This is a genomic window from Streptomyces sp. PsTaAH-124 (assembly GCF_000373685.1).
Lineage (GTDB): Bacteria > Actinomycetota > Actinomycetes > Streptomycetales > Streptomycetaceae > Streptomyces > Streptomyces andamanensis.
Genome location: NZ_KB892168.1, coordinates 15,943 through 30,158 on the forward strand (window position 1 = coordinate 15,943; position 14,216 = coordinate 30,158).

Consider the following 14,216-nt stretch of genomic DNA (forward strand, 5'->3'; position numbering starts at 1 on the left):
GCGGTTCCCGGCCCCCGCACCGGGGCCGGGACCGCGGCGGCGCGCCGACGTCACACGTGCCCGCTCAGGCGGCGGCCCGCAGGTGTGTGTGCGCCCACTCCTCGAAGCCGGTCGGCTCGATGCCCAGCGCACGGGCGAACCGCGGCCGGGCCGGCTGACCGAACACCTCCATGAACTCGTGCGTGGCGCCCATGTCTCCCATGCCGGCGGCGCGGGCCTGTTCCTCGGTCATGTCCGGGGCCGTCAGCGGGACGCCCAGGGCGCGGGAGAGGATCTCGGCGATCTCGGTCATGGTCAGGTGGTCGCCGGCCAGCTCCAGTTCCACCCGGTGGAACTCGGCGGGGGCGGACAGGGCGGCTGCCGCGGCCCGGCCCACGTCCCGGACTGTCACCAGCGCCAGGCGCGTGCCCGGTCCGACGACGGTGACCAGACCCCCTTCGATGCCGCGGGGGAAGTAGAACCGCAGGGACGGCTCGAAGTTCTCCATGAAGAACGACGGCTTGATCAAGGTCCAGGAGGGGAAGTCGAGTTCGCGCAGCCGGTCCTCGATCGCGGCCTTGGTGCCGAGCGGGGCCTCCAGTGCGGCCCAGCGTCCTTCGGCCCAGCCCGGAGCCTCGGTGTGCCGGCCCACGCCGCTGGTGGAGGACTGGACGAACTGCTCCACACCGGCGGCCCGCGCCGCCGTCATGAGGTTGTCCGCCTGGCTGACCTCACCGGCGAAGTCGAACCCCTGCTCGGTGTACGCGGGCATCTGCACGGAGAACACGGCCCGCACACCGTCCACGGCCGCCTCAAGGGTCGCGGGTTCGGTGAGATCGCCCACGCACAGGGCGGCACCGAGTTCCTCGACGGCCCGTGCCCGGGGCGTGTCCGGGTCGCGCACCAGGGCGCGCACCGGTGTTCCCCGCGCGAGCAGAGCGCGGGCGGTGGCGCCGCCCTGGCGGCCAGTGGCACCGGTGACGAGAACCGGTGGTGCGGCAGTGGTCATGAGTGCATCTCCCCGGCGGTCACGCACACCATAAACGGCGGGGCCCGCCGTTTCGTGTTCGCTACGATATGGCGGGCCCCGCCGCTTATCAACATCGGAGAGAGCATGACCGGCCGACGCTCGGACGCCCGCCGCAACCACGCACACATCCTCGCCGTGGCCGAGGCCGAGGTGGCCACCCGGGGAGCCCAGGCGTCCCTGGAGCGGATCGCCCGCGTCGCAGGCGTCGGATCAGCCACCGTGCGGCGCCACTTCCCCACCCGCAAAGCCCTGCTCGAAGCCGTCTTCCGGCAGCGCGTCCACGCCCTGTGCGAGCGCGCTCACACACTCTGCGGCGAGCACGACAGCCGCGCGGCGCTGGTGGCATGGCTGCGCGAGCTGCTCGCCTACTCGCTCGCCGCGCGCGGGCTCGCGGACGTCCTCTCCTACGAGCCCCTCCGGGACGAGGGCCAGGACGAGGCCGGCGAGGACTCCTGTGCGGCGGCCCTCGGCGCGGCCGGTGCCCTGCTGCTGCGCAAGGCCGTCGAGGACCGGGCGGTCCGGGCGGACGTCACCATCGACGATCTGCTCGTACTGATCGTCGGAATCGCCCTGGCCACCGAGAACTACACCGACCCGGCGGTGCACGCGGACCGCGCCTTCCGGCTCGCCGTCGCGGGCTTCGGCGCCGACGGCACCTGAGCACCCGCACCCGGGCGCCGCGGACCGGCTCGACGGCGGCTCCGGGTTCACCTCGGCACCGCCCCCCAACGGTCGCCGGGTGCACACCTGCACACTCCGGTGGACGGCGTGGACGGCGCGGACCAGCAACCCGAGCACCAACGGTCACCGGACGGATCGGCAGTCAAACGACTGATCCGCCGCCACCGGCGCGGCGAGCAGGATGGGACACACCCGCCAAGCACCAGGAGAGGACCACACATGTCTGTCATCCGCAGCCCGCTGCCGGACAAGGAGCGCGAGATCGCGGGGGGCGCCCTCCAGGCGACCCTGGTCGATCTGCTCGACCTGTCCCTGGTGGCCAAGCAGGCGCACTGGAACCTGTTCGGACCGCGCTTCCGCTCCATCCACGAGCAGCTCGACGAGGTGGTCACCACCGCGCGCGACTACGCCGACACGGTCGCCGAACGCGCGGCGGCCCTCGGCGTCGCCCCCGACGGCCGGGCCGCGACCATAGCCGCCACCAGCGGTGTCCCCGGCTTCCCGGAGGGCTGGACGAAGGACACCGCCGTCGTGGAGATCCTGGTCCGCACCTTCTCGACCGTCATCGAACGGGTGCGGCAGCGGATCGAGGACACCGGGCACGCCGACGCCGTCACCCAGGATCTGCTGATCGGCCTGACCGCCGACCTGGAGAAGCAGAGCTGGATGTTCCAGGCGGAGAACCGGACCTGAGCCGAGGAACCCGGCCCGGCCCCGCGCGGAGCCGGGCCGGGCGCCGCGCACCGGCACCGGCACCGAAGGCACACACCCGACGGACGGAAGGCACACACCCCCATGCACACGATCGCCGACCACCTCATCGCCTCGCTGAAGGCCAGTGGCGTACGGCGCCTCCACGGGCTGCCCGGCGACTCCCTCAACGGTCTCACCGACGCGCTGCGCCGCGACGGCGAGGTCGACTGGATCCATGTACGGCACGAGGAGAGCGCCGCGTTCGCCGCGGCCGCCGAGGCCGCGCTCACCGGTGAACTCGCCGTCTGCGTGGGCAGTTGCGGGCCCGGCAACCTGCACCTGGTCAACGGCCTCTTCGACGCCCAGCGCAGCCGCGTGCCCGTGCTCGCCATCGCCGCCCAGATCCCCGGCCCCGAGGTCGGCTCCGGCTACTTCCAGGAGACCCGCCCGCAGGAGCTGTTCCGCGAGTGCAGCGTGTACGCGGAGGTGATCAACAGCGCCGAGTCGGCTCCCCGGATCCTGCGGATGGCGATGCGGGCGGCCGTCGAACGCAACGGGGTGGCCGTGGTGGTGGTCCCCGGCGAGATCTTCCTCGCCAAGGCGCCCCAGGACACACCGCCCACCGTGGTCCGCGCGGCCCGTACCGTCGCCCGGCCCGACGAGGCGGACCTGAGGGAGGCCGCCGCGCTGCTGAACGCCGGGCGGCGGGTCACCGTGCTGGCGGGCGCGGGCGCGGCCGGTGCCCACGACGACCTGGTCCGGCTCGCCGAGGTCCTCCAGGCGCCCGTGGTGCACACCCTGCGCGGCAAGGAGCACGTCGAGTACGACAACCCCTACGACGTCGGACTCACCGGTCTGCTCGGCTTCGCCTCCGGCTACAAGGCGATCGAGGAGGCCGACACCCTGCTGATGCTCGGCACGGACTTCCCCTACCGCCAGTTCTACCCGCGGCACGCGAAGGTCGTCCAACTCGACCTGCGCGGCGAGCAGATCGGCCGCCGCACCCATGTCGACGTACCGCTGGTCGGCAGCGTACGGGACACCCTGCCCGCGCTGCTGCCGCTGCTGACGGCCAAGCCGGAGCGGGACCACCTGGACCGGGCCCTGGCCCACTACACCCGCACCCGCAGGTCACTGGACCGGCTCGCGGACAACGACCACGACCGCACCCCGGTCCACCCGCAGTTCGTGGCGAGCACGATCGACCGGCTGGCCGCCGACGACGCCGTGTTCACCACCGACGTCGGCTCGCCGGTGGTCTGGGCGGCCCGCTATCTGACCTTCAACGGGCGGCGGCGCCTGCTCGGTTCGTTCAACCACGGCTCGATGGCGTGCGCGCTGCCGCACGCGGTGGGCGCCCAGGCGGCGTACCCGGGGCGGCAGGTGGTCGCCCTGGCCGGCGACGGCGGACTCACCATGCTGCTGGGAGAGTTGTTCACGCTCCGGCAGAACAGGCTGCCCGCCAAGATCGTCGTCTTCAACAACGGCTCGCTGAACTTCGTCGAGCTGGAGATGAAGGCGGCGGGCGTCGTCAACTTCGGTACCGCGCTGGACAATCCCGACCTCGCGGCGGTCGCCTCGGCGATCGGGCTGTGGGCACGGCGGGTGGAACGCCCCAGCGATCTGGAGGGAGCGCTGAAGGACGCGTTCGCGCACGACGGACCCGCCGTCGTCGAGGTCATGACGGCACGTCAGGAACTGTCCGTGCCGCCCGCGATCACCGCCGAGCAGGCCAAGGGCTTCACCCTCTACGCCATCCGCACCATCCTGTCCGGACGCGGCGAGGAACTGCTCGACCTGGTCTCCACCAACGTCGCCCGGCGCATCCTGCGCTGACCCCGGCCCGTCGGGTACGGCGTGGGCCGGGTCCCCCCGCCGGGGGAGCCGGCCCACGGTCCGTCACTGCCGGCGGAAGCTGTGGGCCGGGCCGTAGGAGAGCCACGAGTGGAAGTCGCCCGCCGGTTCGGTCAACAGGGCGCCCGTGCAGTCGGCGTTCTTGTAGTACGTGACCGGCCTGTCCGTCATGTTGAAGTCGGCGAGGACACCGAACGGTGTGGTGACACACCCGCTGTCGACGTCCTGGTAGAGGGCCACCTTGCCGTCGAACCACTGCGTCTCGAAGACGCACACGTTTCCGCTGTTCACCGTGACACACCGCTCGTCGGCCCGGTCCAGGAACGTGGGGCCGGAGGTCGCGGATGCCGTGCCGGTGGCCAGCCCCAGCAGGGCCGCGGCGGCGGCCGAGGCGACGGCGACGGTGATACGTCTGTGCTGCGAACTACGCATGATTCTCTCCTCATGGGAACGGGAGTGGGACCGAAGTGCACACGTAGCCTGCCCGCACACATGGAAGTTTTAGATACTTCAACTATTTTTGGCTTGATCTGTTGGTCCGCGTGCACCGCGCGGCACCCCCGAAGAACCACACATGTGTGCCCTGTGCAGGCGGACCGGGGGCCGGGCCGCCGCGATGGTCACGTCCTCCCGGTGCGGGCCCGCAGCCGGATCCGGCCACCCCGGGCCGGGACGAGCGTCACCGACACCAGCCGCGCGGGCTCCCGGGGACCGGCCGGCTCGGGGACGGCCGCCGCGAGCACCACCCTCAGCACGGTCTCGATCTCCAGCTGGGCCAGCGCCACCCCGATGCAGCGCCGCACACCCCCGCCGAACGGCGTCAGGGCGTACGGCGCCGGATCCGCGCCCAGATGCCGCTCGGGCCGGAAGTCGTCCGGCCGCGGCCACAGCTCGGGGTCGAGATGGGTGAGCGGGAACAGCGCCGCGACGAACGCGTGCCGCGGCACCGGGCGGCCGCCGAGCATCGTGTCCCGCGCCGCGGTGCGCATGGCGTTCCAGACGGCGGGGCGCAGCCGGCCGGACTCCTTGACGGTGGCCTTGAGCAGGCGGTCCGAGCCGGCGTCGAGATCGGCGATCAGATCGTCGCGCGCGGCGGGGTGGTGGGCCAGCAGGTGCAGCGTCCAGGCGATCGTCGTCGCCGTCGTCTCGTAACCGGCCAGGACGAGACCGGTCAGCTCGTCCAGGAGCTGCGCGTCGTCCAGCCCGGCGCCCCGTTCGTCGCGCGCGTCCAGCAGCAGGGACAGCACGTCGTCGCGCCGGGTGCGGTCGGGGGCGGCCCGGCGGGCGGCGATCTCCTCGCGGGTCAGGTCCAGCACGGCGCCGCGCAGCCGGTGGAACCGGCCGCCCGGCGAGAGCGGCCCGAGGTCGCGCCGCAGCGGTTCGGGCAGGAACAGGTACACCAGGTTGCCGGTGGCGACGAACGGGCCGAGGGCCTGCCGGAAGGCGGCCGTCCGGGACGGGTCCGTCAGACCGAGGACGACCCGCAGGATGACGTCCAGGGTCAGCCGCTGCGCCCAGGGCCGCACCGGTGCCCCCTCGCCGGACAGCAGCGCGGGCAACTGGGCCCCGACGAGTGCGCGCACCCGCTCCGCCCAGACCGCGATCCGCGCGCCGTGGAACGACGGCAGCAGCAGCTTGCGGTGGTCCAGGTGCACCGGCGGCGGGGTGCAGATCAGCGAACCGGCACCGACCGCGGGCGCCAGCAGGGCGGCGGCGTCGCCGCCCGTGAACCGCTCGTGGTCGGTCAGCACCGCCCGGTTGGCCGAGGCGTCGGCGGCGCACACCAGCGCGCCGCGGTAGGGATGCGTACGCAGCGAGAAGACCGGCCCGAGCCGCGCCCGCAGCGAGCGGGCGTAGCCCTGGGGGTCCAGGAGCATCCGTGCGGTCTGCACGGCCCGTGGGGCGCGGGCGGCCGGCGGGAAGCGCCGGGGGTCCCACGAGGGCTCGCGGGTGAACGCGTCGTTCATGGCCGTGGTGCTCCTCGGAGGTGGTCGCGGGGCGGGGACGGGCCGGTGGGGCGGCGGTCAGCCGGGCGGTGTCCGCCGCCAGGGGCCGTCCGGGTCGTCGTACGCGGCGGCGTAGCCGTCGGTGGCGATGGGGGCCTGGAGCATCGCGTCCGGTACGGCGAACGCCGCCACGAGGTCCAGTGCGTACGGGGCCAGCTCGGCGCCGAGCCGGTCGACGGCGGGGGCGAGACCGCGGACCGTCTCGGCGCCGAGGCGGCCGTCCGCCAGCAGGACGCCCGCGTGCGGGCTCAGGCACTCCAGGGCGAACAGCCGGAACACCTGCTGGAGCAGGGCGCGTACGGCCGGGTCGCGGACCCGGCCCGCAGCGGCCAGGAACGCCTGCGCGGCCCGTCGCGCGGCGTAGGCGTCCACGAGGCCGAGGCCCGGGTTCACGGCGTGGTTCCAGCGGTCCAGCGCGCCGGTGCTGGGTCTGCCGAGGCTGTCGCGGGCCTGCCGCAGGCGGTACAGCTCGTGGTGCACGAGCAGGTCGAGCAGTTCGGCCGGGCCGAGGGGGCTGAGCGGGGCGGGCGTTTCGAGGGGGACGGGCGTTTCGAGGGGGTCGTGCGGGGCGGGTTCGGCCGGTGGGTCGTAGCCGTGGCCGGTCAGCATGTCGGCGGCGGCCTTGGTCCAGATGACCAGGTTGTCGCCCTCGGCCGTGATGGTGCTCTCGATCGGGGTGAGCAGGTCGACGACGCGGTTCGCGGACAGCAGGCCCTGCGCACCGCAGCGTTCACGGCATTCGAGCGCGATGTCCCTGGCCTGCCAGGTGATCCAGCCCTTCGCCGCCGCTACCAGGACGTCCGCCTCGCCGTCCGCTCCGCCGTCCGGCCCGCCGTCCACCCCGCCGCCTGGTCCGCTCCCCTCCGGGGCTCCGGCGGCGCGGGTGGTCTCGCGGAGCAGGAAGGTCGCCGCGTAGGCGCGGGCCACCGCGCCCAGGAGCCTCGTCTGATGGCAGCGGTAGGCGAAGAGCGGGACGCCGGATCTGCTCGCCGGGGCGAAGGTGTGCCGCCGGTGGGCGTGGCGCACGGAGATGGTGAGGGCGGCCCGCGCCCCGCCCAGCGCGGCGGCGCTCAGGCACAGCTTGCCCGTGGTGACGCGCTGGATGGAGCGCAGGAACCGGCGGCGCCGGCTGCCGGTCGTGCTGCGGAAGGTGCCGTCGGCGGTCAGCTCGCCGTGACCGCCGCCGAGCAGCGCCGTGCGCGGCAGGACCACCCGGTCGAAGGAGGTGAGGGCGTGGTCGACCGACGAGCCGGGGGTCTGCGACAGGGGCCGCACCCGGATGCCCGGCAGCGGGCCGTCCTGTTCGCGCAGCGGTACGAGGAACAGGAACACCCCGCAGTCCTGGCCGCGGACGATCAGGCGGGCCGCGACCAGACCGCTCTTGGGGCCGCCGTACGGGCCGGTGTTGGGCATGAACTTCTGGGCGCCGGGCGACGGGGTGTGCAGGACGAAGGTGTCGGTCTCCGCTTCGTGGGTCGCCGTGGTCTCCAGCGCGGCGGCGTTGTTGCCGTAGCCGAGCTCGGTGATCAGCACGGTGCCGTACCGGCGCAGCCGGAGGAACGGGGACAGGTCGGTCGTGCGCCGGGTGTCCAGGCGCAGCAGGCTGCCGAGGAACAGGTTGTAGTGGATGGTCGCCAGGGTGGTCAGACTGCCGTCGACCATGCCCAGCCATTCGTGCAGGGAGACCAGGTGGTCGGTCGCCGTGACCAGATCCTCGACGGACGGGATGTCCTCGTTGAGGATCCGCAGCCGCCGGTAGGCCAGTGCGGTCCGCTCCTCGGGGGACAGCCCGTCGCGGTACCGGAACACCTCGCGGCCCAGGATGTCCGTCCAGGGCCGGTGCAGTTCCTCGAAACGTCCGTCGAAGAGCGCCTCGGTCAGCAGCGGGACCCGGGTCCCGTGCGGCCGACCGGCGGCGGGGCCGGCCGCCGTGCCTCGTCCCGCCACCGCGGTCGCGTCCACCGGGGCTGCCTCAGAGCGCCCCGAAGAGGAGATGACTGCTGGTGTTCGCCGGGTCGTCGTCGCGGTAGTACCCGCCGGCGGCGCTCATCAACTGGTCTCTCGTCAGCTGTCCGTCGGGTCCGGCCAGGCTGTCGAAGGCCGGTCCGGCGTCATGGGCGGGGACCCCGATGGCGGTGAGGACCGTGACGAAGTCCTCCTTGCCGACCAGACCGTCGTCGTCGTGGTCGGCGAGCCGGAATCCGGCTTCGTAGAGCGGGCCGATCAGCGTGTCGAAATTGTCGCTCACATGGCGCACCGCCGCGCGGAACTCCTCCTTGTCGATCCGGCCGTCGCCGTCGGTGTCGGCGGTTTCGCGCAGCGCCTGCCAGTAGTTCGCCATCTCGGCGGCGTACGCCTGCCCCTTCACCGACTGCTCACCGCCGACCGCGGCGATGCACCGGCCCGCCATCAGGGTGAAGTCGTCCTCGGCGATGACTCCGTCGCCGTTCGCGTCGAGTAAGGAGAACAGCCGTGCGTACTTCTGGTTCAGCAGTTCGCTCATGCGGGCCTCCGGCAGAGGAGTGGCGAATTGATCCGAATGCGAGAATACGGGCGGGTGATCGGGTGAATCCATCCCCGGAAGCCTTCTCGTTCGAGTGAATGAACTCTTATGAGATTGACGAAAAGGCGGTCGAATGCGTGGGCGCCGGGTCGATCCGGAGCGTCGCGGCGCGGGCCGCGGGGGAGTGGACGAGGGCGGCGGCCGGTCCGTACCGGTCCCGGTAGGCGGCGTCGATCTCGGCGGCGGGTCCGGCGGCACCGGGCACGAACAGGACCTCGCGGGTGGCCGGGCCGACCCGGATCCGGCCGCGGCCGTGCTCGCGCGCCGCCCGGAACCAGCGGGATCCGACGCCCCGGAAGGCACGGACGTACAGGGCGCCGCGCACCAGCACCATGCCGGTCTCCACGCCGTCCGGGTGGCTGTCACCGGCGGTCAGCACGAGGGAGTCGTGCGCTGCGAGCAGGGCGAGGTCCTCGGGGGTCCAGGTGTTCATCGGGCGGGGTTCTCCGTTCTGCCGGTGTCCGGCTGCGGGGCGTTCCAGGAGGTGAGGATGCGCAGGGCGTCGTGCGAGGGGGTGCCGGGCGCGGCGGTCAGCACCAGCAGGCGCTGCCCCGAGCCGTCGGGTGCGTCCCAGGTGTCGCAGTCCAGGGTGAGGTCGCCGATCAGGCGGTGGCGCAGGTGCTTGGTCCCGTACGGGGCGACGGCGGCCCGGTGTCCGGCCCACCAGGTGCGGAAGTCGCGGTCCCGGACGGACAGTTCGCCCACGAGACGGGCGAGCGCGGGATCGTCCGGATGTGCCGCGGCCTCCCCGCGCAGCGCGTCGACGGCGTCCCGGGCGTCGTGCCGCCACCGCGTGTGCAGCTCCCGGACGACCGGATCGGTGAACAGCAGGAGCGCGTAGTTGCGGCGGGCCGCGGGCAGCGCGGCGAAATCCGTGTAGAGGGCCGAGGCGGCGGCGTTCCACGCCAGGATGTCCAGGCGCGGTCCGAGGACCATCGCCGGGGCGTGCGCGAGGTGTGCCAGCAGGCGGTCCAGGGCGGGGCGCACGGGCCGGACGGACCGCCGGCGGGGCGCACGGGTGTCGTCCCGGCCGGCGAGTTCGTACAGGTGTCTCGTCTCGTCCTCGTCCAGGCGCAGGGCGCGGACCAGTCCGGCGAGCGCGGCGGCGGAGGCGCGGACGCGGCCCTGTTCCAGCCGGGTGTAGTGGCCGACGCTGAGGGCGGCGAGCCGGGCGACCTCCTCGCGGCGCAGCCCCGCCGCCTTCCGGGCGGCGGCCGGAGCGGGCAGCCCGCACTCGTGCGGGTCGAGCCGTGCCCGGCGGGATCTGAGGAAGGCCCCGAGTGCGGGGCCGGGTGTCGAGTGCATGTCTTCGAGTGTCATGCCGTGGGTGCCGGGCCGGAACACATGGTGGGGGGGAAGGTTTCTTCCCAGGAAGAAACCTGTCTCTTTTCCCTCCCCCGGCGAGGAGTGATCGTAGGGATGTGCCCGCCGGGACGGCGGACACCGGGCCCCTCCCCGGGGCCCCTCCGATCCGACATTTCCTCGACAAGGAGCCTTCCATGGCCAGGACCGACGTCACCTTCGACAGCGCCGGCATCACGATCGCCGCCCACCTGCACACCCCCGGCACCCCGGCGGCGGGCCCGCGTCCGGCCCTGGTGGTCGGCCACCCGGGCACCGGTGTGAAGGAGCAGACCTCCGGCACCTATGCGCGGCTGATGGCCGAGCGCGGCTTCGTCACCCTCGCCTTCGACGCCGCCTACCAGGGCGAGTCGGGCGGTCTGCCGCGCGGGCTGGAGGATCCCGCACAGCGGGTGGAGGACTTCAAGGCCGCCGTCTCCTTCCTCACCGCCCGAGCGGAGGTCGATGCCGACCGGATCGGCCTGCTCGGCATCTGCGCCTCCGGCGGCTACTCGCTGGCCGCCGCCGGCGGCGACCACCGGGTGAAGGCCGTGGCCACCGTCTCCACCGCCGAGCCCGCGCGCCAGTTCCGTCACGGTGCGGAGGGCGCCCAGGACCCTGCGGTCTTCCAGACCCTGCTCGACGCCGCCGCCCAGGCCCGGACCCGGGCCGCCCGAGGCGAGGACCCGGGAGTGATGACCATGTTCCCCGAGACCGCCGAGCAGGCCGCCGCGCTCGGCGGCGAGCACGCCGTGGAAGGCTTCGAGTACTACTGCACCTCCCGGGGCGAGCACGAGCGGTCGGCGAAGTTCCTCGCCTGGGAGAGCATCGACAGGATGGCCTCCAGCGACGCCTTCCACGCCGTCCCCCTGATCGGCCCCCGGCCCATGCTCCAGATCATCGGCGCGCGCGCCGTCACCGCCTGGATGGCCGTCGAGGCCCACCGGCGCGCCACCGGCCCCGCGGAGCTCCACCGCATCGAGGGCGCCAGCCACGTCGATCTCTACGACAAGAAGGAGTACATCGACCCCGCCGTCGACAAGCTGACCTCCTTCTTCACCGAGCACCTGGGCGCCACGCCCCGCAGTGTGTGACGTGGTGGACTCACATGTGTCGGTGTGTGTCGCCATGTGTCCGCGGTGTCTCGCGCGCGCTCTCTCCCTCCCCCTCCCCGGTCTCTCTCCCCCCGGCGAGGACGCGAAGGTGCTGCGGCGAGTGGCGCGCGAACAATGGCCGAATTTAGTTTAACGTTAAACCGATGTAGGGGGCATGCTGATTGAAGCGCCGGAGACCGACCCCGGTACCCGGCTCAACGTCCCAGCCGATCAACGGAGATGCCCCCCATGAGCCAGACCCTGCCGCTCCGCCTTCACCACCACGCATGGATCACCGACGACCAGGAGGCCAACCGCCGCTTCTACGAGGACGTGATCGGCCTTCCCCTGGTGGCCGTGTGGACCGAACGCGAGGTGCTGGCCGGGGCCGAACGCGCCTACAGCCACGCCCTGTACGGCCTGGCCGACGGCAGCGCGCTCGCCTTCTTCCAGTTCGCCGACCCCAAGGACCAGGAGGAGTTCAGGACGGACATCAACTCCACCCCCTTGCGCCACCTGGCCTTCAAGGTCGAGGCGGAGACCCAGGAAGCCATCCTCAAGCGGGTCGAGGCGGCCGACCGCCCCGAGTCGAACGCCCATGTGCTCGACCACGGCTTCTGCGTCTCGCTGTACCTCACGGACCCCAACGGACTCATCCTGGAGTTCGCCGTCGACCACCCCGACGCGGAGAAGATCGACGCCGAGCGACGCGCCACGGCACACGCCGACCTGGCCCGCTGGCTCGCCGGCGACCACACCAGCAACAACGTCTGGCGCTGACCCTTCGGACATGCATCAGTCGCCCTGCGACCACGCGGCCACCGGCAGGGACAGATAGACGCCGACGTCGCCGAGTCCGGTCGCGGTGGTGATGTCGCGCTGGAGTCCGTCGACGCGTTCCTGGCGGTCGGCGGCCCTGCTCTCGAACCACTTGGAGCGCACCTCGATCACCACGTCCAGGCCGCAGCGGTCCAGCGGACCCAGGCTCCGGAAGCGGATCTCGACGTCGCCCGGCTGTAGATCGCCGTCGTACGGCTCCTCGGGGCACTCCACGGCCTTGGAGACCAGGTGCGGCAGCACCGCACCCAGTTCACGGAGCGTGGATTCGGGGACGTCCGGGGCGTAGGTGACTTCCACAAGAGGCATCGGACCACTCTAGGGCGGGCGCGGCGCACCCCCATGGGCCGGGCCGGGCGGCCCGGGGGCTGTGAACCTTTTCGCCCCGTGATTCGTGCGGCGGGACGGTCTGGACACGGGGCGGCGGCCAGTGGTTCGCTGCCGTGACAGATGTGTGCACCGGGATCCTGGCGGTTCGTGATGGTCGTGGCAACGCACTTCGAGGTCCGCCGGTGACGAGTGGTCCGGTCACAGCCGGTGGTGAGGTGTCGTCGGCACACCGCCCTGCACCGCGTACCGAACGCCTCGCGCGGGCGAGAAGCTGGCTGGGACCGGTGCTGGTCGCCGTCCTGGCCGGGGCGCTCCGCTTCCGGCACCTCGGCCGGCCGCGCGACCTGATCTTCGACGAGACGTACTACGCCAAGGACGCCTGGTCCATGCTGCGGCTCGGCTACGAGGGGGTGTGGCCCGACCGCAGGACCGCCGACCCGCAGCTCCTCGCCCACCCGCAGACCGTCCCGCTCTCCGACACGGGGGCCTTCGTCGCGCACCCGCCGGCCGGGAAGTGGGTGATCGCCCTCGGTGAGTGGACGTTCGGTCTGGACCCGTTCGGCTGGCGCTTCATGACGGCGGCCCTGGGCACCCTGTCGGTGCTCATGCTGTGCCGGATCGGGCGCCGCCTGTTCCGGTCCACCCTGCTGGGCTGCCTGGCCGGCGCGCTGATGGCGGTGGACGGACTGCACCTGGTGATGAGCCGCACCGCGCTGCTCGACCTCGTCGTCATGTTCTTCGTCCTGGCGGCGTTCGGCTGCCTGCTGATCGACCGCGACCACGCGCGCGCCCGGCTCGCGGCGGCCCTGCCGACCGGGCCGGACGGCCGCGCGCGCCCGGACGCGCGCGTCGCCGGCCGCGCCGGGACCGGGGTGCGCCCCTGGCGAATCGCGGCCGGGGTCTGCCTGGGGCTGGCCGCCGCCACCAAGTGGAACGGCCTGTACGTCCTCGTCCTCTTCGCCGTCCTCACGCTGCTGTGGGACGCCGGTGCCCGCCGCACCGCGGGCGCCGCCGCCCCGTACCGGACGGTGCTGCGCAAGGACCTCGGTCCCTCGGCGCTGTCGCTGGTGCCGGTCGCCGCGCTGACCTATCTGGCCACCTGGACCGGCTGGTTCCGCTCGGACGACGGCTACGGGCGCCACTGGGCCGACGGCCGCGGCGGCACCTGGTCCTGGATCCCGGCCCCGCTGCGCAGCCTGTGGCACTACGAGTCCGCGGTCTACGAGTTCAACGTGGGCCTGCACACCCCGCACGGCTACCAGTCCAACCCCTGGAGCTGGCTCGTCCTGGGCCGCCCCGTGCTGTTCCACTACCGCTCGGCCAAGTCCGGTCAGGACGGCTGCCACACCGCGGCCGACTGCTCGCAGACCGTCCTCGCCCTCGGCACCCCGCTCCTGTGGTGGACGGCGTGCTGCGCTCTCGTCTACCTGCTGTACCGCTGGGCGCTGCGCCGCGACTGGCGCGCCGGTGCGATCCTGTGCGCGGTGGCGGCCGGCTATCTGCCCTGGTTCCTCTACCAGGACCGTACGGTCTTCTCCTTCTACGCGGTCGTCCTCGTGCCCTACCTGTGCCTGGCCGTGGCGATGGCACTGGGCGCCCTGGCGACGGGCCCGCCGGACGCGACCCCCGCCCGCCGCCTGCGGGGCACGGTGGCCGCGGGGGTGCCCGTCCTCCTCATCGTCTGGAACTTCATCTGGTTCTTCCCGCTCTACACCGGGCAGACGATCCCGTACACCGCCTGGCAGAGCCGGATGTGGCTCGCCACCTGGATCTGAGGGCCGCGCGAGGGAGACGGCGCCGGAGGCGAC

Annotated in this window: 14 protein-coding genes; 6 read left to right on the forward strand and 8 right to left on the reverse strand. The window is 72.9% G+C overall.

What is annotated here, in order from left to right; genetic code table 11:
- Positions 1 to 64: 64 nt before the first annotated feature.
- The gene (locus B086_RS0114785) at positions 65 to 988 is read right to left on the reverse strand and encodes an NmrA family NAD(P)-binding protein (RefSeq protein ID WP_026252434.1); all 924 of its coding nucleotides are present in this window, start codon (positions 986 to 988) and stop codon (positions 65 to 67) included.
- 105 nt (positions 989 to 1,093) lie between these two features.
- Between B086_RS0114785 and B086_RS40020 the strand changes: the two genes are divergently transcribed.
- The 3 genes from B086_RS40020 (at position 1,094) to poxB (ending at position 4,219) form a co-directional block, all read left to right on the forward strand.
- Positions 1,094 to 1,669, forward strand: coding sequence for a TetR/AcrR family transcriptional regulator (locus B086_RS40020; RefSeq protein ID WP_018567194.1), 576 nt, complete (start codon positions 1,094 to 1,096; stop codon positions 1,667 to 1,669).
- Positions 1,670 to 1,909: 240 nt separating this feature from the next.
- A complete protein-coding gene (locus tag B086_RS0114795) occupies positions 1,910 to 2,383 on the forward strand; it encodes a Dps family protein (protein ID WP_018567195.1) in 474 nt (157 codons plus the stop codon).
- A 102-nt stretch (positions 2,384 to 2,485) separates the two neighbouring features.
- Entirely contained in the window at positions 2,486 to 4,219 is a 1,734-nt protein-coding gene (gene poxB, locus B086_RS0114800; protein ID WP_018567196.1) for a ubiquinone-dependent pyruvate dehydrogenase, read from the forward strand.
- Between the two features lie 63 nt (positions 4,220 to 4,282).
- Here the strand turns inward: poxB and B086_RS40025 are convergent, their stop codons facing one another.
- From B086_RS40025 to B086_RS0114830, 6 genes are all read right to left on the reverse strand, one after another.
- Positions 4,283 to 4,669 (reverse strand): hypothetical protein, encoded by a 387-nt coding sequence (locus B086_RS40025; RefSeq protein WP_018567197.1) that lies wholly within the window; start codon positions 4,667 to 4,669, stop codon positions 4,283 to 4,285.
- A gap of 188 nt (positions 4,670 to 4,857) precedes the next feature.
- Positions 4,858 to 6,204: a cytochrome P450 gene (locus B086_RS0114810; protein ID WP_018567198.1), complete on the reverse strand. Its 1,347-nt coding sequence runs from the start codon at positions 6,202 to 6,204 to the stop codon at positions 4,858 to 4,860.
- A 57-nt stretch (positions 6,205 to 6,261) separates the two neighbouring features.
- Positions 6,262 to 8,205 (reverse strand): acyl-CoA dehydrogenase, encoded by a 1,944-nt coding sequence (locus B086_RS0114815; RefSeq protein ID WP_018567199.1) that lies wholly within the window; start codon positions 8,203 to 8,205, stop codon positions 6,262 to 6,264.
- A gap of 10 nt (positions 8,206 to 8,215) precedes the next feature.
- Positions 8,216 to 8,746, reverse strand: coding sequence for an EF-hand domain-containing protein (locus B086_RS0114820; RefSeq protein ID WP_018567200.1), 531 nt, complete (start codon positions 8,744 to 8,746; stop codon positions 8,216 to 8,218).
- Positions 8,747 to 8,852: 106 nt separating this feature from the next.
- Positions 8,853 to 9,239 carry a DUF2255 family protein gene (locus tag B086_RS0114825; protein WP_018567201.1) on the reverse strand — a complete coding sequence of 129 codons (387 nt, stop codon included), beginning with the start codon at positions 9,237 to 9,239 and terminating at the stop codon, positions 8,853 to 8,855.
- Positions 9,236 to 10,111 (reverse strand): helix-turn-helix domain-containing protein, encoded by an 876-nt coding sequence (locus B086_RS0114830; protein WP_026252435.1) that lies wholly within the window; start codon positions 10,109 to 10,111, stop codon positions 9,236 to 9,238. Before B086_RS0114830 ends, B086_RS0114825 begins: the two co-directional genes overlap by 4 nt.
- 194 nt (positions 10,112 to 10,305) lie before the next feature.
- Here B086_RS0114830 and B086_RS0114835 point away from each other — a divergent pair, with 194 nt between their 5' ends.
- Together B086_RS0114835 and B086_RS0114840 are read left to right on the forward strand one after the other, a co-directional pair.
- A complete protein-coding gene (locus B086_RS0114835) occupies positions 10,306 to 11,241 on the forward strand; it encodes an alpha/beta hydrolase (protein WP_018567203.1) in 936 nt (311 codons plus the stop codon).
- A gap of 249 nt (positions 11,242 to 11,490) precedes the next feature.
- Positions 11,491 to 12,021 carry a VOC family protein gene (locus B086_RS0114840; protein WP_018567204.1) on the forward strand — a complete coding sequence of 177 codons (531 nt, stop codon included), beginning with the start codon at positions 11,491 to 11,493 and terminating at the stop codon, positions 12,019 to 12,021.
- Positions 12,022 to 12,036: 15 nt separating this feature from the next.
- Here B086_RS0114840 and B086_RS0114845 read toward each other — a convergent pair whose 3' ends face one another.
- Positions 12,037 to 12,387, reverse strand: coding sequence for a hypothetical protein (locus B086_RS0114845; protein WP_026252436.1), 351 nt, complete (start codon positions 12,385 to 12,387; stop codon positions 12,037 to 12,039).
- 236 nt (positions 12,388 to 12,623) lie between these two features.
- Between B086_RS0114845 and B086_RS0114850 the strand changes: the two genes are divergently transcribed.
- Positions 12,624 to 14,183: a dolichyl-phosphate-mannose--protein mannosyltransferase gene (locus tag B086_RS0114850; protein WP_234029319.1), complete on the forward strand. Its 1,560-nt coding sequence runs from the start codon at positions 12,624 to 12,626 to the stop codon at positions 14,181 to 14,183.
- Positions 14,184 to 14,216: the final 33 nt, after the last annotated feature.